Raw genomic sequence first — 19,160 nt, 5'->3', positions numbered from 1 at the left:
ATCGGTAATCGTCGAGCGGCGATCAGGCCGCGTCGTCGAAATCCTCGTCGTTCAGCACCGGGCCCGAATCCTGGCCCTTGGCCGACACGTCGCGATCGACGAACTCGATGATCGCCATCGGCGACGCATCCGAGGCGCGCGGGCCGGTCTTGATGATGCGGGTATAGCCGCCGTTGCGATCGGCATAGCGCGACGCCAGCACGTCGAACAGCTTCACGAGCTGCGCGTCGTCGAGCAGACGGGCATGGGCCAGACGACGGTTGGACAGGCCACCCTTCTTCGCCAGCGTCACCAGCTTCTCGATATAGGGGCGCAGTTCCTTCGCCTTGGCGACGGTGGTGGTGATCTGCTCATGCTTGATGAGCGCGGCCGACATGTTGCGGAACAGCGCAATACGATGAGCCGAGGTCCGCTGCAGCTTACGGCCGCCAACGCGATGACGCATGGGATAGTCCTTCGTTCGTTAAGGGGCCGTGTCACGGAACCCCAGAGCAGGTGACCGTTCGGGCGGCCGTCACCATCGCCGTTCGACCTTGAGGATCGAAAATCGTTCTTGAAGCCAGACCACGGCGAAGCCGTGGTCGAGACGTCGGACGGGTCGGCTGTTGGCCGACCCGCCGGTCGGGCTTGCGCCGTCTCGCGGATAGCTTGGCTATCCGCGTGCGGCTTAGCCCATGATCTCCTGCTCGAGCTTCTTGGCCATCTCCTCGATGTTCTCGGGCGGCCAGCCGGGGATTTCCATGCCCAGACGCAGACCCATGGACGACAGCACTTCCTTGATTTCGTTCAAGGACTTGCGGCCGAAATTGGGCGTGCGGAGCATTTCCGCCTCGGTCTTGCCGACGAGATCGCCGATATAGATGATGTTGTCGTTCTTCAGGCAGTTCGCCGAACGCACCGACAGCTCCAACTCGTCCACCTTCTTGAGGAGGTAGCGGTTGATCTGCTGGGTGTCGCCCGCCGGCTCAGCGCCAGCGGCCGGCACCGCCGCCTGGCCCACCGGGGCCGCGCGGGTGACGGACGAGTCGTCGAAATGCACGAACAGCGCCAGCTGGTCCTGGAGGATGCGGCCGGCATAGCCCACCGCGTCTTCCGGGGTGACGGTGCCGTCGGTCTCGATCGTCAGCGTCAGCTTGTCATAGTCCAGGTCCTGACCGACGCGGGTCGGGTCGACCTTGTACGACACCTGGCGCACCGGCGAATAGAGCGCGTCGACCGGGATCAGGCCGATCGGCGCATCGGCCGGACGATTGGCGGTGGCGGGGACATAGCCCTTGCCCACGTCGGCGGTCAGTTCCATGTTGAACGTAGCGCCTTCGTCGAGATGGCAGATCACCAGGTCCTTGTTCATGACCTCGATGTCGCCCGACACGGCGATGTCGCCGGCCTTGACGGTCGTGGGACCGGTGGCCGACAGCTGGAGCCGCTTCGGCCCCTCGCCCTGCATCTTCAGCGCGATCTGCTTCACGTTGAGGACGATGTCGGTCACGTCCTCGCGCACGCCGGCCAGGCTCGAGAATTCGTGCAGCACGTTCTCGATCTTGATCGACGTCACCGCCGCGCCCTGCAGCGAGGACAGGAGCACCCGGCGCAGCGCGTTGCCGAGCGTCAGGCCGAAACCACGCTCCAGCGGCTCTGCGACGAACGTCGCCTTGCGCTTGCCGTCTCCGCCCTTCTTCTCCAGGCCGTTCGGCTTTTTCAGTTCCTGCCAGTTCTTTGCGTTGACAGCCACGAGGTTCCCCTGGGTTGGAGGCGGATGGGGAGAACCGCCTCGAAGGTAGAAAAGGACGCCGGCTCGTCAGCCGGCGAGCCTGAGGTCAGACGCGGCGACGCTTGGACGGCCGCACGCCATTGTGCGGGATCGACGTGACGTCACGGATCGACGTGATCTGGAAACCGACCGCCTGAAGCGCGCGGAGTGCCGACTCACGGCCCGAACCGGGGCCCTTGACTTCGACCTCGAGGGTGCGGACGCCATGCTCGGCGGCCTTCTTGCCGGCATCCTCGGCCGCGACCTGCGCCGCGTACGGGGTCGACTTGCGGCTGCCCTTGAAGCCCATCATCCCGGCCGACGACCAGGAGATCGCATTGCCCTGCGCATCGGTGATGGTGATCATGGTGTTGTTGAAGCTCGCGTTGACGTGCGCGACGCCAGCCGTGATGTTCTTGCGCTCGCGACGGCGAATGCGCTGCGGTGCTTGTGCCATTCTAAAATCCTGACCTTAATCTCGTGGTACGGAGGCCGGCGGGCGATGCGCCACAAGCCCGCCTCCGGCGGAGAAGAAGTGAAAATCGTCCCGGGGACGATCTTCTTACTTCTTCTTGCCCGCGATCGGCTTCGCCTTGCCCTTGCGGGTGCGCGCGTTGGTGTGCGTGCGCTGGCCGCGGACCGGCAGGCCCTTGCGGTGACGCAGGCCGCGATAGCAGGCCAGGTCCATCAGGCGCTTGATGTTCATCGCGGTCTGGCGACGCAGATCGCCTTCCACGGTGTAATCGGCGTCGATCGCTTCGCGGATCTGCAGGACTTCCTGGTCGGACAGGTCCTGCACGCGGCGCTCGGCGGCGATGTTCAGCTTCTCGGTGATGGCCTTGGCATGGGCGGGGCCGATGCCGTGGATGTAGGTCAGCGCGATGACCACGCGCTTGTTGGTCGGGATGTTAACACCCGCGATACGTGCCATGGTATAATTTCTCCTAGCTCCACAGCGGCCGGCATGGCAGCACGACCGCTATCTCAGCGCGTTAGCTCCATACAGGAAAACGGCGAACGCAACAGAGCGCCGCCGGAAGCCGGTGTAATGGAGCGGATCAGTTAAGCGCGCGGCAACACCCTGTCAAGCGATCGGTTCCACCAGCCGCCGCAAACGCGCCCATCGGCGCAGCGCCACGACGAACCAGATCAGCTCGACCACCCCGAACGGCCATGCGCCTTGCAGGAAACCATAGGCCGAGCCCAGCAGGCAACCGAAAGCGAATAGCAATGTCCAGAACGGCGCCCGGTCCTCCAGCGTATAACAGACCAGGGTGAAGGCCACCGCGAACAGGCCGAAGGCGGTGAGCGCATCCATCCGCCCCATGTGGCGCGTCGCTTCCCGTCCCGCAAGCCGGTCAGGCAGGCAGCACGATCCGCGCGATCAGGCCGGGTGCATTGTCGGCCAGCTCGAACCGTCCCTCGTGCAACCGCGCCACCGCCTCGATCAGCGACAGGCCGAGCCCCGCCCCCGGCGTCGATCGCGCGCGGTCGAGTCGGCCGAACCGCTTGATCGCCTGTTCGCGCTGGTCCGCCGGGATGCCCGATCCGCGATCCTCGACCTGGATCGCGATGCCGTGGACATTCTCGGACAGCCTCAGCACCAACGAACCGGTGCCGGCGGCATGTTTCAGCGCATTGTCGACCAGGTTGGTGATCGCCTGGGTCATCAACTCGCGGTGGATCGGGCGCGGATGCGGCCGGTCGTCGATCGCGACCGTCAGCGTCATCCCCGCCTCGTCAGCGACCGGTTCGTAGAGTTCGCCGATCTCCTCGACCAGTTCGGCGAGCGCCAGCGAAGTGAAGCGATCACGCGACACCGATTCGGAGCGGCTGATTTCGATCACCGTGGTCAGCATCCGCATGACCAGGTCGGTTTCGACCAGCAACCCGCTCAAGGCTGCATCGCGCTGGTCCGGATCGGCGACCAGCAGGGCCTGTTCGGTCTTGGTCCGCAGGCGCGCGAGCGGCGAGCGCAGGTCGTGCGCCAGGCTGTCGGTGACCACGCGCAACTCGGTCATCAATCGCGCGATCTTGTCGAGCATGGCGTTGAGTTCGCTCGCCAGCCGGTCGAAGGCATCCCCCCCCGCCAGCGTCGGCACCCGCTGCGACAGGTCGCCGTCTCCCGCCGCCTCGATCACCCCGGCGATCCGATCGAGTCGGGACGCGACATAGCGCGCCAACACCAGCCCCGCCCCGACGCCCAGCGCCAGGGACAGGGTGATGGCCAGCGCCAGCGCCCGCTCGATCGCGGTCTGCTCCGCCTCGATCACGTCGAGCTTGCTGCCGGTCAGCAGCCAGTAGCGGCCGATGGGATGGATCAGGAAACCGATGTCGCGGTCCGCCCAATCGGCGTCGGTCGACAGCGGCGCGACCCGAAACCCGGCCCGGCCGAGCGCGACGCTCAACTGCGCTGGCGCGTCGCCGACCAGCCGCCGGCCCTCGTCATCGACGATCGCCACCAGCAGTGAATTGTCACCCGGCGGCCGCGCGCCCTTCACGGCGGGGATCAGCGCCTTGAGGCCACCCTGCCGCCAGATCATCAGCAGCGCGTCGGACTGTTCGATCATCTCGCGTTTGGTCGCCGCCAGCGCGACATCCTGCGTCTGCCGCCACAGGAAGCTGACCAGCGCGAGATTGGAGGCGAGCGCCAGCGCGATCGAGAGCAGCGCGATCCGTGCGGTGACCGACAGCCGCATCAGCCCTCGGGCGCCAGCCGATATCCGGCGCCCCGGACCGTATGGAGAATGGGCGAGCCGAACCCTTCCTCCAGCTTGCGGCGCAGCCGGCCGATATGCACGTCGACGACGTTCGAGCCTGGGTCGAAATGATAGTTCCAGATCTTCTCCAGCATCATCGTGCGGGTGACGACCTGTCCGGCATGGCGGGCCAGGAACTCGAGCAGGTTGAATTCACGCGCGCCCAGGGCGATCGTGCGCCCGGCGCGGGTGACGTGGCGCGCCAGCAGATCGATCTCCAGGTCGCCGACCGACAGCCGCGTCTTCTGCGGCTCGGAAGCGGCGCGATCCGACCGGCGGACCAACGCCTCGATCCGCGCCGACAGTTCGGCGAAGGAAAAGGGCTTGCAGAGATAATCGTCCGCGCCCGCCTTCAGCCCGTCGACCCGGTCATCGACCGCCGCCAGCGCCGAGAGCACCAGGACCGGCGTGGCGATGTTCGCCGCCCGCAACGCGCCCGTCATCGCCAGCCCGTCCAGGCCCGGCAACATGCGGTCGACGATGATGAGGTCGAATATGCCTTCGCTGGCCAGGAACAGGCCATCGCGGCCGTCGCTCGCGGTTTCCACCGCATAGCCCGCCTCACCCAGCCCTTTGGCCAGATAGGCGGAGGTGGAGGCATCATCCTCGACGATCAGGATCTTCCGGTTCACGATAGACTCCGTAAGGGGGCTCCCGTTAACGGGAAAGGCCGGCGAGAACCAAGTCCTCGCCGGCCCTACGGTACCCCCGGGAGTGTCGGGCACCGATCTGTCTATCTCGATCGGACCGCGCCGGCCGGGGCGATCCTGTCAACCGGCGTTCACCGGCGATGAAAAAGAGATAGACTTAACGATCGGTCACCGCGGTGACGATTACATGACAATATGTTCATGACCGTCTTGCCCGCGCTCCGTCCCTCGGCTCAGCGGTCTAGGATCGCTGCGATCTGTTCCGATACGACCGTCATGTCCGCCATGCCGTCGACCCGGCTCACCAGTCCGCGTGCCTCGTAGAAGGGCAGGATGGGCGCGGTCTTGGCGCGGTACTCCGCCATGCGGGTCGACACGGTCTCGGCATTGTCGTCCGGCCTGCGCTTGAACTCGGTCGCGCCGCACACGTCGCAGACACCCTCGACGGCCGGCACCTTGAACCGGTCGTGATAGCCCGTGCCGCAGGCGGCACAGGTGAAGCGGCCGACGATCCGCTCGATCAGCGCCGCCTCGTCCACCTCCAGCTCGATGACGTGATCGAGCTGCTGGCCCCGCTCGCTAAGCAGCAGGTCGAGCGCCTCGGCTTGCGCGGTGGTCCGCGGATAGCCGTCGAAGATCGCGCCCGACGCGACGCCCTGGTCCAGCCGCTCGCCGATCAGGGCCGACACGATCGCGTCCGACACCAGCTCGCCGGCGTCCATGACCGCCTTGGCCTGCTGGCCCACCGGGGTGCCGGCCTTGACCGCCGCCCGCAGCATGTCGCCGGTCGACAACTGGACCATGCCCCGGTCCGAGACCAGACGCGCCGCCTGCGTGCCCTTGCCCGCACCCGGCGGCCCCAGCAGGATGATGTTCACCGTCGCATTCCCCTTGTTCACGCCCGTGATGCGCGCCCGCCTCAGCGAGCGCGGCCGCCCTTCAGCTTCGACTTCTTGATGAGGTCGCCATATTGATGCGCCAGCAGATGCGACTGGATCTGCGTCACCGTGTCCATCGTCACGTTCACCACGATCAGCAGGCTGGTGCCGCCGAGGTAGAAGGGGATGGACAGCGCCGTGACCAGATATTCCGGCAACAGGCAGATGATGGTCAGATAGGCCGCACCGATCACCGTGATGCGCGTCAGCACATAATCGAAATAATTCTCGGTGTTCTTGCCCGGCCGGATGCCCGGCACGAAGCCGCCATAGCGCTTCAGATTGTCCGCCGTCTCCTCGGGGTTGAACACCACCGCCGTGTAGAAGAAGGAGAAGAAGATGATGCCGGCAGCATAGAGCGCCATGTAGACCGGACTGCCATGCTGCAGATACTGGTTGAGCGAGATGATGAAGTCGCCCCAGCGGCTCTCACCGGCCGTGTGCTGGCCGGCGAACTGGCTGATCGTCAGCGGCATCAGCAGCAGCGATGAGGCGAAGATCGGCGGGATCACGCCGGCCGTGTTGATCTTCAGCGGCAGATGGCTGCGATCCGCCTGCATCCCGCGCTGCGTCTGGCGCTTGGGGTACTGGATCAGGATGCGGCGCTGCGCGCGCTCCATGAAGCAGATGAACAGGACCAGGCCGATCACCGCGACGATGATGCCGATCAGGCGCAGCGGATCGAGGCTGCCGGTGCGGCCGCCCTCCAGCAGGTTGAACAAGGTCGTCGGCAGATGCGCGACGATGCCCGCCATGATGATCAGCGACACGCCGTTGCCGATGCCGCGGCTGGTGATCTGCTCGCCCAGCCACATCAGGAACATGGTGCCCCCGATCAGGCTGATGATCGCCGAGACGATGAAGATCGTCCCCGGCTGCACCACCGCACCGCCCGCTTCCATGCCGCGCGCGATGAAGAAGCCCTGGATCGCGGTCAGCGCGACCGTGCCGTAGCGGGTATATTGGTTCAGCTTCTTGCGGCCGCTCTCGCCTTCCTTCTTGATCGCGGCGAGCTGCGGCGCGAGCGAGGTGGCGAGCTGCACGACGATCGACGCCGTGATGTACGGCATCACGCCCAGCGCGATCAGCGAGGCGCGCGACAGCGCACCGCCCGAGAAGGTGTTGAAGAAGTCCAGCACGCCGCCCTGCGTGCGGCTGGCCAGCCCGGCGAGACCGACGGGATCGATGCCCGGCAGCGGCACGTAGCTGAGCAGGCGGAACACGATCAGCGCGCCGATGGTGAACCACAGCCGCTTCTTGAGGTCGGTGGCCTGGGCGAATTTCCCCAGGCTGATGCTTTGCGCCATTCGGTCGGCTGCGGTTGCCATGCGATGATTCGTCCTGGAAACAAAAACGGCGGGATGCGTTTGCCCGCTCCCGCCGTTCATATAGGCACCCGTGCGGGCTTGTCTAATGCCTACACGGTCGATCCGTCCCGAGCCGGGCGCGACCGTGGCCGCGCCGTCACACCGGGACGGTCGTTACCGGATCAGGCCTTGAACGACGCCTTGTGCGCCTGGCGCTCGCGATACTTCACGCCCTTCTTGGCGGCGGCCTTCTCGGCGGCCGGCACGACGGTCGGCACTTCGACCGAACCGCCCGCCGCCTCGACCGCGCTGCGCGCACCGGCCGAGACACCGGCGACCAGGAAGCTCAGCTTGGCCGAGAATTCGCCCTTGGCGAGGAGGCGGACGCCGTCCTTGCCGCCGCGGGCCAGGCCGGCGGCCTTCAGCGCCGCATGGTCGATCGTGCCGTCGGCCGACAGCTTGCCCGCATCCACCGCCTTCTGGATCGCGCCCAGGTTCACCTCGGCGTAATCCTTGGCGAAGATGTTGTTGAAGCCGCGCTTCGGCAGACGCATGTGGAGCGGCATCTGGCCGCCCTCGAAGCCGGCGATGGACACGCCCTCGCGGCTCTTCTGGCCCTTCTGGCCACGACCGCCGGTCTTGCCCTTGCCCGAGCCGATGCCGCGACCGACGCGAATCTTGGACTTGCGGGCACCTTCGTTGTCGCGGAGTTCGTTGAGCTTCATGATTGCACTCGCTTTCGCTTTTGACGCGCTGTTGGATGGAAGCGGCGGGCCTTAACGGGGAGTCGCCCGCTTGTCGAGCAAAGATGTCAGGCAACCTCCTCCCGCCTTGCCCCAAAGCAAAAGGGCGGCGTCGGTCGAAACCGACGCCGCCCCTTCAGGCGCATGGAAGATACGGGGCTCAGCCCTGCACTTCGACCATGTGCTGGACCTTGCGGATCATGCCGCGAACCTCGGGGCTGTCCTCGAGCTCGCTGACCTTGTGCATCTTGTTGAGGCCAAGGCCGATCAGCGTCGCGCGCTGATCCTTGGTACGGCGGATCGGCGAACCGGTCTGCTTGATCTTGATCGTCGCCATGTCAGCTTACTCCGTGATCGCCGCGGCTTCCGCCTCGGCCACCTGCGCCGTGGCGCCCTGGCCGCGACCCAGCAGGTCCGCGATCTTCTTGCCACGACGCTGCGCGACCGCCTTGGGGCTGGTCTGATCGGTCAGGGCGCCGAAGGTGGCGCGGATCATGTTATAGGGGTTCGACGTGCCCACCGACTTCGTCACCACGTCGGCGACGCCGAGCGATTCGAAGATGGCGCGCATCGGACCGCCGGCGATGATGCCGGTGCCCTGCGGCGCCGAGCGAAGCGTCACGCGGCCGGCACCGAAGTGACCGTTCGCGTCATGGTGCAGCGTACGGCCGTCCTTCAGCGGCACGCGGACCATCTTCTTCTTCGCCGCAGCGGTCGCCTTGGAGATGGCTTCCGGCACTTCGCGCGCCTTGCCATGACCGAAGCCGACCCGGCCCTTGCCGTCGCCCACGACGACCAGCGCCGCGAAGCCGAAGCGCTTGCCGCCCTTCACCGTCTTCGAGACGCGGTTGATGTGGACCAGCTTCTCGATCAGCTCTTCGCCGCCATCGTCCTGACCGGGACCACCGCGACCACGGTTGTCACGACCACCACGACCGCCGTCGCGACCGCCACGGTTGCCGCCCGGGCCACCGCGACCGCCGCCCTGGCCGCCACGTCCGCCCTGGCCACCGCGACCACGACCGCCGCCCTGACCCTGATAGCCGCCACCGGTGTTGCCGGTGTTAGCGCCGGCATCGCCGGCGGAAGCCTCAACCGCGGCGGGAGCGCCGGGCTGCGACTGGATATCGTTGGTATCAGCCATTCTTAGAACTCCAATCCGGCTTCACGCGCGGCCTCGGCGAGCGCCTTGACGCGGCCGTGGAACAGGAAGCCACCACGGTCGAACACGACCTGGGTGACGCCGGCGGCCTTCGCCGCTTCGGCCACGCGCCGACCCACGGCGGAGGCGGCGTCGCAATTCGACGTCGCGCCCTCGTGGCTCGCCAGCGTCGACGCCGAGGCGACCGTGCGGCCCGCCGTGTCGTCGATCACCTGCGCATAGATGTGCTTGCCCGAGCGATGCACGGACAGGCGCGGACGCGTACCGGCACGTGCACGCAGCGCGGTACGATTGCGCCGACGGCGCTTCTCGAAAAGAGAGAGACCCTTGGTCATTACTTCTTCTTCCCTTCCTTGCGGAAGATGAACTCGCCGTCGTACTTGATGCCCTTGCCCTTATAGGGCTCCGGCTTGCGCCAGCGACGGATCTCGGCGGCCAGCTGGCCGACCTTCTGCTTGTCCGCGCCGCTGATTTCGACGGTCGTGGCGTCCGGCGTCTTCACCTCGAGGCCTTCCGGCACATCGATGTTGACGTCATGGCTGTAGCCGAGCTGCAGCTTCAAGGTCTTGCCCTGGGCCGCGGCGCGATAGCCGACGCCGGTGATGACCAGCTTCTTGGTGAAGCCCGTGGTCACGCCGGTGACCAGGTTCTGCACCAGCGTGCGCTGCATGCCCCAAAACGCGCGCGCGCGCTTGGTGTCGTTGGCCGGCTGCACCGAGATGCCGTCCGACTGGACGTCATAGGTGATGTCGTCGGCCAGCGGGAGCGTCAGGGTGCCCTTGGGGCCCTTCACGCTCAGCATGCGATCGGCGATGTTGGCGGTCACGCCGGCCGGAACCGGAACAGCCTTCTTACCAATACGGCTCATCAGAAGACCTCCGCGAGCACTTCGCCGCCGACATTCTGCTCACGCGCTTCCGCGTCGGACAGAACGCCGTTCGGCGTCGAGACGATGGTGATGCCCAGGCCGTTCATGACGCGGGGCAGCTCCTGCGAGCCGCTGTAGACGCGACGGCCGGGCTTCGAGACGCGCGCGACATGCTTGATCGCGGGCTGGCCCTCGAAATACTTCAGCTCGATGCGCACGCCGGCGGCGGGGCCCATCTGCTCTTCGGAATAGCCGCGGATATAGCCTTCGCGCTGCAGCACGTCGAGGACGCGCACGCGCAGCTTCGACGCGGGGCTCAGGACGGAGTCCTTGCGCGCGCGCTGGCCGTTGCGGATGCGGGTGAGCAAATCACCCAGGGGATCGGTCACTGCCATTGGACTATCCTTACCAGCTCGACTTGGTGACGCCGGGGATCAGGCCCTTGTTGGCCAGATCGCGAAGCTGCACGCGGCAGAGACGGAACTTGCGGTAGTACGCACGCGGACGGCCGGTGGTCGCGCAGCGATTGCGGATCCGGGTCGGGTTCGCGTTGCGCGGCAGCTCGGCCATCTTGAGGCGCGCAATGAGACGGTCGGTCTCGCTCAGCGACTCGTCATTGGCCTGCGCCTTCAGCTTCGCCAGCTTGGGCGCATATTGCGCGACCATCTTCTTGCGACGCTCATTCTTGTTGATCGAACTCAGTTTCGCCATGGACTTAAGCTCTTCCTTGAAAAGCCCCTCCCCCGCCGATCAGACGGGGAAGGGGGTAGAATGTCAGGCCGCCTTCTTCTCTTCGGCGGTCTCTTCCTGCGGGAACGGGAAGCCGAACAGACGGAGCAGCTCGCGCGCCTCTTCGTCGGTCTTCGCCGTGGTGGTCACGATCACATCCATGCCGCGCACCTTGTCGATGCGGTCATAGTTGATCTCGGGGAAGATGATCTGTTCCTTGATGCCGCAGGCATAGTTGCCGCGACCGTCAAAGCTCTTCGGGTTCAGGCCACGGAAGTCGCGCACGCGGGGCAGCGCGATCGTGATGAAGCGGTCGAGGAACTCGTACATGCGCTCGCGACGCAGCGTGACCTTCACGCCGATCGGCATGCCTTCGCGCAGCTTGAACTGCGCGATCGACTTCTTTGCCTTGGTGATGACGGGCTTCTGACCCGCGATCAGCTCCATTTCGGACGCGGCCTGGTCGACGCGCTTCTTGTCCTGGGTGGCCTCGCCGACGCCCATGTTCAGCACGATCTTCTCGATGCGGGGAATCTGCATCTCGTTCTCGTAGCCGAACTTCTCCTGCATCGCCTTGACGATGCGGTCCTCGTAGATGCCCTTCATCCGGGGCTTGTAGGCATCAGCCATCGATCTTCTCCCCGGTCTTCACGGCCACGCGGACCTTCTTGCCGTCCTGCGTCTCGAAACGGACGCGGGTGGGCTTGCCGTCGGCGGTCACGTGCGCGACCTTCGAGACGTGCAGCGGAGCCTCGACCTTCTCCAGGCCGCCCTGCGGGTTCGCCTGGGTCGGCTTGCGGTGACGGGTCGCGACGTTGACGCCGCCCACGATCACCTTGCCGTCCTTGGGCATCGACTGGGTGACGGTGCCGGTCTTGCCCTTGTCCTTGCCGGACAGGACGACGACCTTGTCGCCCTTCTTGATCTTCGCAGCGCCCATTACAGCACCTCCGGAGCCAGCGAGATGATCTTCATGTGCTTCTTGCCGCGCAGCTCGCGCACGACCGGGCCGAAGATACGGGTGCCGATCGGCTCCTCGTTCTTGTTGACCAGCACCGCGGCGTTGCCGTCGAAGCGGATGGTCGAGCCATCGGCACGGTGGATGTCCTTGGCGGTGCGGACGATGACGGCGCGATGCACGTCACCCTTCTTCACCTTGCCGCGGGGCTGCGCTTCCTTGATCGACACGACGATGATGTCGCCGACGCTGGCCGTCCGGCGCTTGGAACCGCCAAGCACCTTGATGCACTGGACCCGCTTCGCGCCGCTGTTGTCAGCGACGTCGAGATTGGACTGCATCTGGATCATGGATCCTGCTTCCTTCTCTTCTTGGGGTGGATACCGACCCAACCCCGCCTAAAAATAACGACCCCCGGCGCGGACAATCCACGCCAGGGGGAGCGGCGCCTTTAGCCACTCCGGATACGAAAGGCAATGCCCTTCGATCCAGCCTTTCGATGACGGGCCCGGCGCGTGCCGGGCCGCGCGATCAGGCGTCGACGTCGACCCGGTCGGGCGTCGCGTGAGTGTTCACCCGCTCGATCACCTTCCAGGTCTTCAGCTTGGAGAGCGGTGCGATCTCTTCGATGCGCACGGTCTCGCCGGCCTTATACTCGTTCGCCTCGTCATGGGCGTGATACTTCTTCGAGCGGCGGATGATCTTGCCGTAGAGCGGGTGCTTCACCTTGCGCTCGACATTCACCACCACCGTCTTGTCGCCCTTGTCGGAGACGATCAGTCCGGTCAGCACGCGCTTGGGCATGTGCTCGGTTCCTTACTTGGCAGCCGCGGCGCGGGTGCGCTGCGTCTGCAGGGTCTTGATGCGGGCGATGTCACGACGGACCTCGCGGACGCGGCTCGGCTTCTCGAGCTGGCTCGTCGCCGCCTGGAAACGGAGATTGAACTGCTCGCGCTTCAGCTGCGCCAGGCTCTCGTTGAGCTGGTCGTCGGTCTGACCGACGAAATCGTTATCGGCCATTACTCGCCTCCGAGGTGGCTGGTGTCGCCCAGGCGGGCAACGACCTTGGTCTTGATCGGCAGCTTCATCGCTGCGCGCTCGAATGCCTCGGCGGCCAGGCGGCCGTCGACACCATCGAGCTCGAACAGGATGCGGCCGGGCTTGACGCGGGCCGCCCAGAACTCAGGCGAACCCTTGCCCGAGCCCATGCGGACTTCGGCGGGCTTGGACGAGACCGGCACGTCCGGGAACACGCGGATCCACAAACGGCCCTGACGGCGGATGTGGCGGGTGATGGCGCGGCGGGCCGCCTCGATCTGACGCGCGGTCAGACGATCCGGCTCCATCGCCTTCAGGCCATAGGCGCCGAAGTTGAGCGCGGTGCCCCCCTTCGCGTCGCCGTGGATGCGGCCCTTGAACGCCTTGCGGAATTTGGTGCGCTTCGGTTGCAGCATTGCTCTTGTTCCTTAGCGACGGTCGTCGCGCGCCGGGCGCACGCCGGAGGTCTGAGCCTCCATCATGAGCCGGTCGGTCGCCATCGGGTCGTGACCCAGAATCTCGCCCTTGAAGACCCAGACCTTCACGCCGCACACGCCGTAGGACGTGTGGGCCTCGGCCTCGGCATAGTCGATGTTCGCGCGCAGCGTGTGCAGCGGAACGCGACCTTCGCGATAGCTCTCGGAGCGGGCGATCTCGGCGCCGCCCAGACGGCCGCCGCAATACACCTTGATGCCGTCGGCACCCAGGCGCATCGCCGACTGCACCGCGCGCTTCATCGCCCGGCGGAACGCGATACGGCGCTCCAGCTGGTCGGCGATGCCCTGCGCGACGAGACGGGCGTCGACCTCGGGCTTGCGGATCTCGACGATGTTGAGCGAGACGTCGGACGAGGTCATCGCCCCGATCGTCTTGCGGAGCTTCTCGATGTCGCCGCCCTTCTTGCCGATGATGACACCGGGACGCGCCGCGAAGATCGAGATGCGGCACAGCTTCGCCGGACGCTCGATCACGACCTTGCTGATCGCAGCCTGCGGCAGGCTCTTCATGATATACTGGCGGATCTTCAGATCCTCCAGCAGCAGACGGCCATAGTCCGCGCCCTCGGCGAACCAGCGGCTGTCCCAGGTGCGGTTGATCTGCAACCGCATCCCGATCGGATTGCTCTTGTGACCCATTACGCTTCTTCCTGCTCGCGCACGACGATGCGCAGACGGCTGAACGGCTTCAGGATGCGGGTGGACTTGCCACGGCCGCGGGTCGCGAAGCGCTTCATCGTGATCGACTTGCCGACCGACGCCTCGGCGACGACGAGCGCGTCGACGTCGAGATTGTGGTTGTTCTCGGCATTGGCGATCGCCGAGGCGAGCACCTTGCGAGCGTCCACGGCCATCGCCTTGGTCGAGAAGGACAGGATGTTCAGCGCATCGCCGGCCTTCTTGCCGCGGATCAGGCCCGCGACCAGGTTCAGCTTCTGCGCCGAACCACGGATTTGCGTGCCGACCGACAGCGCTTCCTTGTCACCGACCTTGCGGGGGGATTGCGGCTTGCTCATCAGCGCTTGCCCTTCTTGTCAGCGGCGTGACCCGGGAAGTAGCGCGTCGGCGCGAACTCACCCAGCTTCATGCCGACCATGTCCTCGTTGACCGACACCGGCACGAACTTCTTGCCGTTGTAGACATTGAACGTGAGACCCACGAACGACGGCAGGATGGTGGAGCGACGCGACCAGGTCTTGATCGGCGCGCGGCCACCGGCGTCCTGCGCGGCTTCAGCCTTCTTCAGCAGGCTGAGCTCGACGAACGGGCCCTTCCAGACAGAGCGAGCCATTACTTCTTCCTCGCATGGCGGCTACGGATGATCATCTTGTCCGTCGCCTTGTTGTGGCGGGTGCGCGCACCCTTGGTCGGCTTGCCCCACGGGGTGACCGGATGACGGCCGCCCGAGGTCCGGCCTTCACCACCGCCGTGCGGGTGGTCGACCGGGTTCTTGGCGACGCCGCGCGTCAGCGGACGCGAGCCCATCCAGCGCGAACGACCGGCCTTGCCGAGATTCTGGTTCTGGTTGTCGGGGTTCGAGACCGCGCCGACCGTCGCCATGCACTCGCCATGGATGTAGCGCTGCTCGCCCGAGTTCAGGCGGACGATGACCATGCCGCGGTCACGACCGACGACCTGCACATAGGTGCCGGCCGAACGGGCGATCTGGCCACCCTTCATCGGCTTCATCTCCACATTGTGGACGATGGTGCCGACGGGCATCTGGCCCAGCTCCATGGCATTGCCCGGCTTCACGTCGGTGCGCTTGTCGGCGATCACCTTGTCGCCCACGCCCAGACGCTGCGGCGCCAGGATATAGGCCTGCTGGACCTTGCCCTCGGCGTCGGTGCCATAGTTGACCAGCGCGATGAACGCGGTGCGGTTGGGGTCATATTCCAGACGCTCGACCGTACCCTCGACGCCCCAGTTGCGGCGCTTGAAGTCGATATAGCGATACTTCTGCTTGTGACCGCCCGCGATGCCGCGGCTGGTCACGTGACCCTTGTTGTTGCGACCGCCGGTCTTGTTCTTGCCCTCGGTGAGCGCCTTGACCGGCTTGCCCTTCCAGAGCTGCGACTTGTCGACGAGGACCAGGCCGCGGCGGGCCGGGCTCGTCGGGTTATATTGCTTGAGTGCCATGATCCTCAGACCCCCGTCGTCACGTCGATCGACTGACCGTCAGCGAGCGTGACGATCGCCTTCTTCATGTCCGACCGCTGGTAGGGCGCGCCCTTCCACTTCTTGGTCTTGCCCTTCTGGACGATCGTGTTCACGTTCAGCACCTTGACATCGAAGAGCGCCTCGACGGCGGCCTTGATCTCGGGCTTGGTCGCGCTGTTGGCGACCTTGAACACGACGGCGTTCTGCTCGCTGAGCAGGGTCGCCTTCTCGGTGATGTGCGGCGCGACGATCACGTCATAGTGACGGATGTCGACAGCGTTCTGCGGCTTAGCCATTGAAGCGCGCCTCCAGCTTCTCGACGGCCGCGCGGGTCAGCACCAGCGTGTCGGCCTTGATGATGTCGTAGACATTGGCGCCGATCGCCGGCAGCACGTCCACTTCGCGAAGATTGCCCGCGGCCAGCACGAAGCTCGTCTCGACGGCATCGCCATCGATGACCAGCGCGCGATTGCCCCAGCCCAGCTTGGCCAGATCGCCCTTCAGCGACTTGGTCTTGTTGCCGTCGACCGTGAGCGCATCCATGACGATCAGCGAGCCGGCCTTGGCATGGCTCGACAGCGCCATCTTCAGACCCAGCGCGCGAACCTTCTTGTTCAGCGAGGGATTGAAGTCGCGGACGCGGGCGCCGTGCGCCTTACCACCGCCGATGAACACCGGAGCGCGACGATCGCCGTGACGGGCGACACCGCCGCCCTTCTGGCGACCCAGCTTCTTGCCCGTACGGGCGACGTCCGCACGCTCGCGGGTGCCGCGCGCGGTCGCGCGACGCTTCTCGAGCTGCCAGGTCACCACGCGGTGCAGGATATCGGCGCGCGGATCGAGGCCGAAGACCTCGTCGTTGAGCTCGATGTCCGCGGCGTCGGTGCCGGCAAAGGACTGAACCTTGACCTTCACTGTTTAGCCCTCCTGGCCTTCGGTGGCCTCGGGAGCGGCCGCAGTCTCGGCGGGCGTCTCGGCAGGCGCATTGTTGTTGCTGGCGACGGCCTTGAGGCCGGCCGGATACGGCGCATCGGCGTGCGCCTTCACCTTGACCGCGTCCTTGACGAACAGCCAGCCACCCTTCGAACCGGGCACCGAGCCCTTCACGAAGATCAGGCCGCGCTCGACATCGGTGCCGACGACTTCAAGATTCTGCTGGGTGCGGTTACGGTCGCCCATGTGACCGGCCATCTTCTTGTTCTTGAAGACGCGGCCCGGATCCTGGCGGTTACCCGTCGAACCGTGCGAACGGTGGCTGACCGAGACGCCGTGCGTCGCGCGCAGACCGCCGAAGTTCCAGCGCTTCATGGCGCCGGCGAAACCCTTGCCCTGGGTGCGACCCTGGATGTCGACCAGCTGGCCGGCAACGAAGTGGTCGGCCGACAGCTCGGCGCCGACGTCGAGGAGATTGTCCTCGCTGACGCGGAACTCGGCCAGGACCGCCTTCGGCTCCACCTCGGCCTTGCCGAAATGGCCGCGCTGCGGCTTGGCGACGTTCTTGGCCTTGGCGCTACCCGCGCCAAGCTGGACGGCGGTATAGCCGTCGGTATTCATCTCGCGGCGGGACACGACCTGCAGCCCGTCCAGCTGAAGAACGGTGACCGGCACGTGCCGACCGTCTTCCTGGAACAGGCGGGTCATCCCCATCTTCTTCGCGATCACGCCGGTACGCATGACCAACACTCCTCACAGAGGCACAGGCAGACCCATTCCACCCATGCGTGTCAGCCCGGAAATGCGAAGCGTGCCCCCGTCCCGGGCTGGTTGTCCTCTTGCCGTGAGCGCAAGAACATGACGGGAGACGCTGACCCGGCGGCCTAGGCCACCAGCGGTATCTCAAAATGCGAGAACGCCGCGGGACCGGAGTCAACCGCGGCGCAATGGCCCCTTAGGCCAGCTTGATCTCGACGTCAACGCCGGCCGCGAGGTCGAGCTTCATCAGCGCGTCGACGGTCTGCGGGGTCGGCTGCACGATGTCGAGCATGCGCTTGTAGGTGCGGACCTCGAACTGCTCGCGCGACTTCTTGTCGATGTGCGGTCCACGGTTCACCGTGAACTTCTCGATGCGCGTCGGAAGCGGAATCGGACCGCGGATGAGCGCGCCGGTGCGGCGCGCGGTGTCGGCGATGTCGCCGGTCGCCTGGTCGAGAACGCGATGGTCGAACGCCTTCAGGCGAATGCGGATGTTGCTGTCCATGATCCCTACCGATGCGAAAGAGCGGGCCCGTTGCCGGGCTCTTGCTGTGCGGATGAAAACGAAGAGGCGCAACTAGCGCCCCTCTCATAAAAAGGCAACCGCCCCGCCCCACCTTTTTCAAGGCGGGACGAGGCGGCCGGACCTGCAAGCAGGCCTAAGCTGTGAAAAGCTTACTTGTCGATGGCGCTGACGACACCGGCGCCGACGGTACGACCGCCCTCGCGGATCGTGAAGCGCTGGCCGACGTCCATGGCGATCGGCGCGATCAGCTTGATGCCGAGCGCGACGTTGTCGCCGGGCATGACCATCTCGGTGCCCTCAGGCAGCTCGACGGTGCCGGTCACGTCCGTCGTGCGGAAGTAGAACTGCGGACGATAGTTGGCGAAGAACGGCGTGTGACGGCCACCCTCTTCCTTCGACAGCACGTACACTTCCGACTTGAAGTCGGTGTGCGGCTTGATCGAGCCGGGCTTGCAGAGCACCTGGCCACGCTCGACCTCGTCGCGAGCGACGCCGCGGATCAGCGCGCCGACGTTGTCGCCGGCCTGGCCCTGGTCGAGCAGCTTGCGGAACATTTCGACGCCCGTGACCGTGGTCTTGCGGACGGTCGGGTGGATGCCGACGATCTCGACTTCCTCGCCGACCTTCACAATGCCGGTCTCGACGCGGCCGGTGACGACGGTGCCGCGACCCGAGATCGAGAACACGTCTTCGATCGGCATCATGAACGGCTTGTCGAGCGGACGCTCCGGCTGCGGGATGTAGTCGTCAACGGCCTGCATCAGCGCGGTGACGGCTTCCTTGCCGAACTTGTCGTTCGAACCCGACAGGGCGCAGGTGGCCGAGCCCTTGATGATCGGAATGTCGTCGCCCGGGAACTCGTACGAGCTGAGCAGCTCGCGGATTTCCAGCTCGACCAGCTCGAGGATTTCCTCGTCGTCGACCAGGTCGACCTTGTTCATGAACACGACCATCGCCGGCACGCCGACCTGACGGGCGAGCAGGATGTGCTCGCGGGTCTGCGGCATCGGGCCGTCGGTGGCCGACACGACCAGGATCGCGCCGTCCATCTGCGCCGCGCCGGTGATCATGTTCTTCACATAATCGGCGTGGCCCGGGCAGTCGACGTGCGCATAGTGGCGGTTCGTCGTCTCATACTCGACGTGCGCGGTCGAGATGGTGATGCCGCGCTCGCGCTCTTCCGGCGCCTTGTCGATGTTCGCGAAGTCCACCGCGGTGCCGCCGGTCGTTTCCGCCAGCACCTTGGTGATTGCCGCGGTCAGCGAGGTCTTGCCATGGTCGACGTGACCGATGGTGCCGATGTTGAGGTGCGGCTTGGTCCGCTCGAATTTTGCCTTTGCCATTTTCCTACCTTCTGAATCGAATCCGCTGCCGCATCCGAGG

31 protein-coding genes are annotated in these 19,160 nt (G+C 65.8%); all 31 read right to left on the bottom strand.

Going from position 1 to position 19,160, the window contains the following annotated elements; genetic code table 11:
- Window positions 1-22 precede the first annotated feature (22 nt).
- The 31 genes from rplQ to tuf all read right to left on the bottom strand — a co-directional run bounded on the left by rplQ (window position 23) and on the right by tuf (window position 19,120).
- Complete coding sequence (gene rplQ, locus BRX43_RS07010) at window positions 23-445, bottom strand: 50S ribosomal protein L17 (protein WP_125994135.1); 423 nt, start codon at window positions 443-445, stop codon at window positions 23-25.
- 222 nt (window positions 446-667) lie between these two features.
- Window positions 668-1,732, bottom strand: a complete 1,065-nt coding sequence (locus BRX43_RS07005) for a DNA-directed RNA polymerase subunit alpha (protein ID WP_125994134.1) — start codon at window positions 1,730-1,732, stop codon at window positions 668-670.
- An 85-nt stretch (window positions 1,733-1,817) separates the two neighbouring features.
- The gene (gene rpsK / locus BRX43_RS07000; protein WP_019516037.1) at window positions 1,818-2,207 is read right to left on the bottom strand and encodes a 30S ribosomal protein S11; all 390 of its coding nucleotides are present in this window, start codon (window positions 2,205-2,207) and stop codon (window positions 1,818-1,820) included.
- A 105-nt stretch (window positions 2,208-2,312) separates the two neighbouring features.
- The gene (gene rpsM, locus BRX43_RS06995) at window positions 2,313-2,681 is read right to left on the bottom strand and encodes a 30S ribosomal protein S13 (RefSeq protein ID WP_125994133.1); all 369 of its coding nucleotides are present in this window, start codon (window positions 2,679-2,681) and stop codon (window positions 2,313-2,315) included.
- A gap of 153 nt (window positions 2,682-2,834) precedes the next feature.
- A complete protein-coding gene (locus BRX43_RS06990; protein WP_125994132.1) occupies window positions 2,835-3,068 on the bottom strand; it encodes a hypothetical protein in 234 nt (77 codons plus the stop codon).
- A 40-nt stretch (window positions 3,069-3,108) separates the two neighbouring features.
- Window positions 3,109-4,449 carry a HAMP domain-containing sensor histidine kinase gene (locus BRX43_RS06985; RefSeq protein ID WP_125994131.1) on the bottom strand — a complete coding sequence of 447 codons (1,341 nt, stop codon included), beginning with the start codon at window positions 4,447-4,449 and terminating at the stop codon, window positions 3,109-3,111.
- Complete coding sequence (locus tag BRX43_RS06980) at window positions 4,449-5,141, bottom strand: response regulator transcription factor (protein WP_125994130.1); 693 nt, start codon at window positions 5,139-5,141, stop codon at window positions 4,449-4,451. The genes BRX43_RS06985 and BRX43_RS06980 overlap by 1 nt, the downstream gene beginning before the upstream one ends.
- 251 nt (window positions 5,142-5,392) lie before the next feature.
- The gene (locus BRX43_RS06975) at window positions 5,393-6,037 is read right to left on the bottom strand and encodes an adenylate kinase (RefSeq protein WP_125994164.1); all 645 of its coding nucleotides are present in this window, start codon (window positions 6,035-6,037) and stop codon (window positions 5,393-5,395) included.
- 41 nt (window positions 6,038-6,078) lie between these two features.
- Window positions 6,079-7,425 (bottom strand): preprotein translocase subunit SecY, encoded by a 1,347-nt coding sequence (gene secY, locus BRX43_RS06970; RefSeq protein WP_125994129.1) that lies wholly within the window; start codon window positions 7,423-7,425, stop codon window positions 6,079-6,081.
- Between the two features lie 161 nt (window positions 7,426-7,586).
- On the bottom strand, window positions 7,587-8,129 hold the full coding sequence (gene rplO / locus BRX43_RS06965) for a 50S ribosomal protein L15 (protein WP_125994128.1): 543 nt from the start codon (window positions 8,127-8,129) through the stop codon (window positions 7,587-7,589).
- Window positions 8,130-8,307: 178 nt separating this feature from the next.
- On the bottom strand, window positions 8,308-8,484 hold the full coding sequence (gene rpmD, locus BRX43_RS06960; RefSeq protein WP_017979476.1) for a 50S ribosomal protein L30: 177 nt from the start codon (window positions 8,482-8,484) through the stop codon (window positions 8,308-8,310).
- 6 nt (window positions 8,485-8,490) lie between these two features.
- On the bottom strand, window positions 8,491-9,291 hold the full coding sequence (rpsE, locus tag BRX43_RS06955) for a 30S ribosomal protein S5 (protein WP_125994127.1): 801 nt from the start codon (window positions 9,289-9,291) through the stop codon (window positions 8,491-8,493).
- Window positions 9,292-9,293: 2 nt separating this feature from the next.
- The gene (gene rplR, locus BRX43_RS06950) at window positions 9,294-9,644 is read right to left on the bottom strand and encodes a 50S ribosomal protein L18 (RefSeq protein ID WP_125994126.1); all 351 of its coding nucleotides are present in this window, start codon (window positions 9,642-9,644) and stop codon (window positions 9,294-9,296) included.
- Entirely contained in the window at window positions 9,644-10,177 is a 534-nt protein-coding gene (gene rplF, locus BRX43_RS06945; RefSeq protein WP_125994125.1) for a 50S ribosomal protein L6, read from the bottom strand. Before rplF ends, rplR begins: the two co-directional genes overlap by 1 nt.
- Window positions 10,177-10,572, bottom strand: coding sequence for a 30S ribosomal protein S8 (gene rpsH / locus BRX43_RS06940; RefSeq protein ID WP_125994124.1), 396 nt, complete (start codon window positions 10,570-10,572; stop codon window positions 10,177-10,179). The genes rplF and rpsH overlap by 1 nt, the downstream gene beginning before the upstream one ends.
- Window positions 10,573-10,582: 10 nt before the next feature.
- Window positions 10,583-10,888, bottom strand: a complete 306-nt coding sequence (gene rpsN, locus BRX43_RS06935) for a 30S ribosomal protein S14 (protein WP_125994123.1) — start codon at window positions 10,886-10,888, stop codon at window positions 10,583-10,585.
- Window positions 10,889-10,951: 63 nt separating this feature from the next.
- Window positions 10,952-11,536 carry a 50S ribosomal protein L5 gene (gene rplE, locus BRX43_RS06930; protein ID WP_125994122.1) on the bottom strand — a complete coding sequence of 195 codons (585 nt, stop codon included), beginning with the start codon at window positions 11,534-11,536 and terminating at the stop codon, window positions 10,952-10,954.
- Window positions 11,529-11,846, bottom strand: coding sequence for a 50S ribosomal protein L24 (gene rplX, locus BRX43_RS06925; protein WP_125994121.1), 318 nt, complete (start codon window positions 11,844-11,846; stop codon window positions 11,529-11,531). The genes rplE and rplX overlap by 8 nt, the downstream gene beginning before the upstream one ends.
- A complete protein-coding gene (gene rplN, locus BRX43_RS06920) occupies window positions 11,846-12,214 on the bottom strand; it encodes a 50S ribosomal protein L14 (RefSeq protein WP_017979484.1) in 369 nt (122 codons plus the stop codon). Before rplN ends, rplX begins: the two co-directional genes overlap by 1 nt.
- Window positions 12,215-12,395: 181 nt before the next feature.
- Complete coding sequence (rpsQ, locus tag BRX43_RS06915) at window positions 12,396-12,668, bottom strand: 30S ribosomal protein S17 (RefSeq protein ID WP_125994120.1); 273 nt, start codon at window positions 12,666-12,668, stop codon at window positions 12,396-12,398.
- Window positions 12,669-12,680: 12 nt separating this feature from the next.
- Window positions 12,681-12,884 (bottom strand): 50S ribosomal protein L29, encoded by a 204-nt coding sequence (gene rpmC, locus BRX43_RS06910; RefSeq protein WP_125994119.1) that lies wholly within the window; start codon window positions 12,882-12,884, stop codon window positions 12,681-12,683.
- Window positions 12,884-13,318 (bottom strand): 50S ribosomal protein L16, encoded by a 435-nt coding sequence (gene rplP / locus BRX43_RS06905; RefSeq protein ID WP_125994118.1) that lies wholly within the window; start codon window positions 13,316-13,318, stop codon window positions 12,884-12,886. Before rplP ends, rpmC begins: the two co-directional genes overlap by 1 nt.
- Before the next feature lie 12 nt (window positions 13,319-13,330).
- Window positions 13,331-14,038, bottom strand: a complete 708-nt coding sequence (gene rpsC, locus BRX43_RS06900; protein WP_125994117.1) for a 30S ribosomal protein S3 — start codon at window positions 14,036-14,038, stop codon at window positions 13,331-13,333.
- Window positions 14,038-14,415 (bottom strand): 50S ribosomal protein L22, encoded by a 378-nt coding sequence (gene rplV / locus BRX43_RS06895; RefSeq protein ID WP_125994116.1) that lies wholly within the window; start codon window positions 14,413-14,415, stop codon window positions 14,038-14,040. The genes rpsC and rplV overlap by 1 nt, the downstream gene beginning before the upstream one ends.
- The gene (gene rpsS, locus BRX43_RS06890) at window positions 14,415-14,690 is read right to left on the bottom strand and encodes a 30S ribosomal protein S19 (RefSeq protein ID WP_125994115.1); all 276 of its coding nucleotides are present in this window, start codon (window positions 14,688-14,690) and stop codon (window positions 14,415-14,417) included. Before rpsS ends, rplV begins: the two co-directional genes overlap by 1 nt.
- Window positions 14,690-15,538 (bottom strand): 50S ribosomal protein L2, encoded by an 849-nt coding sequence (gene rplB, locus BRX43_RS06885; protein WP_125994114.1) that lies wholly within the window; start codon window positions 15,536-15,538, stop codon window positions 14,690-14,692. The genes rpsS and rplB overlap by 1 nt, the downstream gene beginning before the upstream one ends.
- 5 nt (window positions 15,539-15,543) lie before the next feature.
- Window positions 15,544-15,855 (bottom strand): 50S ribosomal protein L23, encoded by a 312-nt coding sequence (locus BRX43_RS06880; protein WP_125994113.1) that lies wholly within the window; start codon window positions 15,853-15,855, stop codon window positions 15,544-15,546.
- Entirely contained in the window at window positions 15,848-16,474 is a 627-nt protein-coding gene (gene rplD, locus BRX43_RS06875) for a 50S ribosomal protein L4 (RefSeq protein WP_125994112.1), read from the bottom strand. Before rplD ends, BRX43_RS06880 begins: the two co-directional genes overlap by 8 nt.
- A gap of 3 nt (window positions 16,475-16,477) precedes the next feature.
- Window positions 16,478-17,233 (bottom strand): 50S ribosomal protein L3, encoded by a 756-nt coding sequence (gene rplC / locus BRX43_RS06870; RefSeq protein ID WP_125994111.1) that lies wholly within the window; start codon window positions 17,231-17,233, stop codon window positions 16,478-16,480.
- A gap of 214 nt (window positions 17,234-17,447) precedes the next feature.
- Window positions 17,448-17,756 carry a 30S ribosomal protein S10 gene (gene rpsJ / locus BRX43_RS06865; RefSeq protein ID WP_007406109.1) on the bottom strand — a complete coding sequence of 103 codons (309 nt, stop codon included), beginning with the start codon at window positions 17,754-17,756 and terminating at the stop codon, window positions 17,448-17,450.
- 170 nt (window positions 17,757-17,926) lie between these two features.
- The gene (gene tuf / locus BRX43_RS06860) at window positions 17,927-19,120 is read right to left on the bottom strand and encodes an elongation factor Tu (protein WP_125994163.1); all 1,194 of its coding nucleotides are present in this window, start codon (window positions 19,118-19,120) and stop codon (window positions 17,927-17,929) included.
- Window positions 19,121-19,160 lie beyond the last annotated feature (40 nt).

This window comes from Sphingomonas sp. S-NIH.Pt15_0812, assembly GCF_003951315.1.
Taxonomy (GTDB): domain Bacteria; phylum Pseudomonadota; class Alphaproteobacteria; order Sphingomonadales; family Sphingomonadaceae; genus Sphingomonas.
The sequence above is the reverse complement of the archived record's forward strand: the minus strand, read 5'-3'. Positions and strand labels throughout refer to the sequence as shown.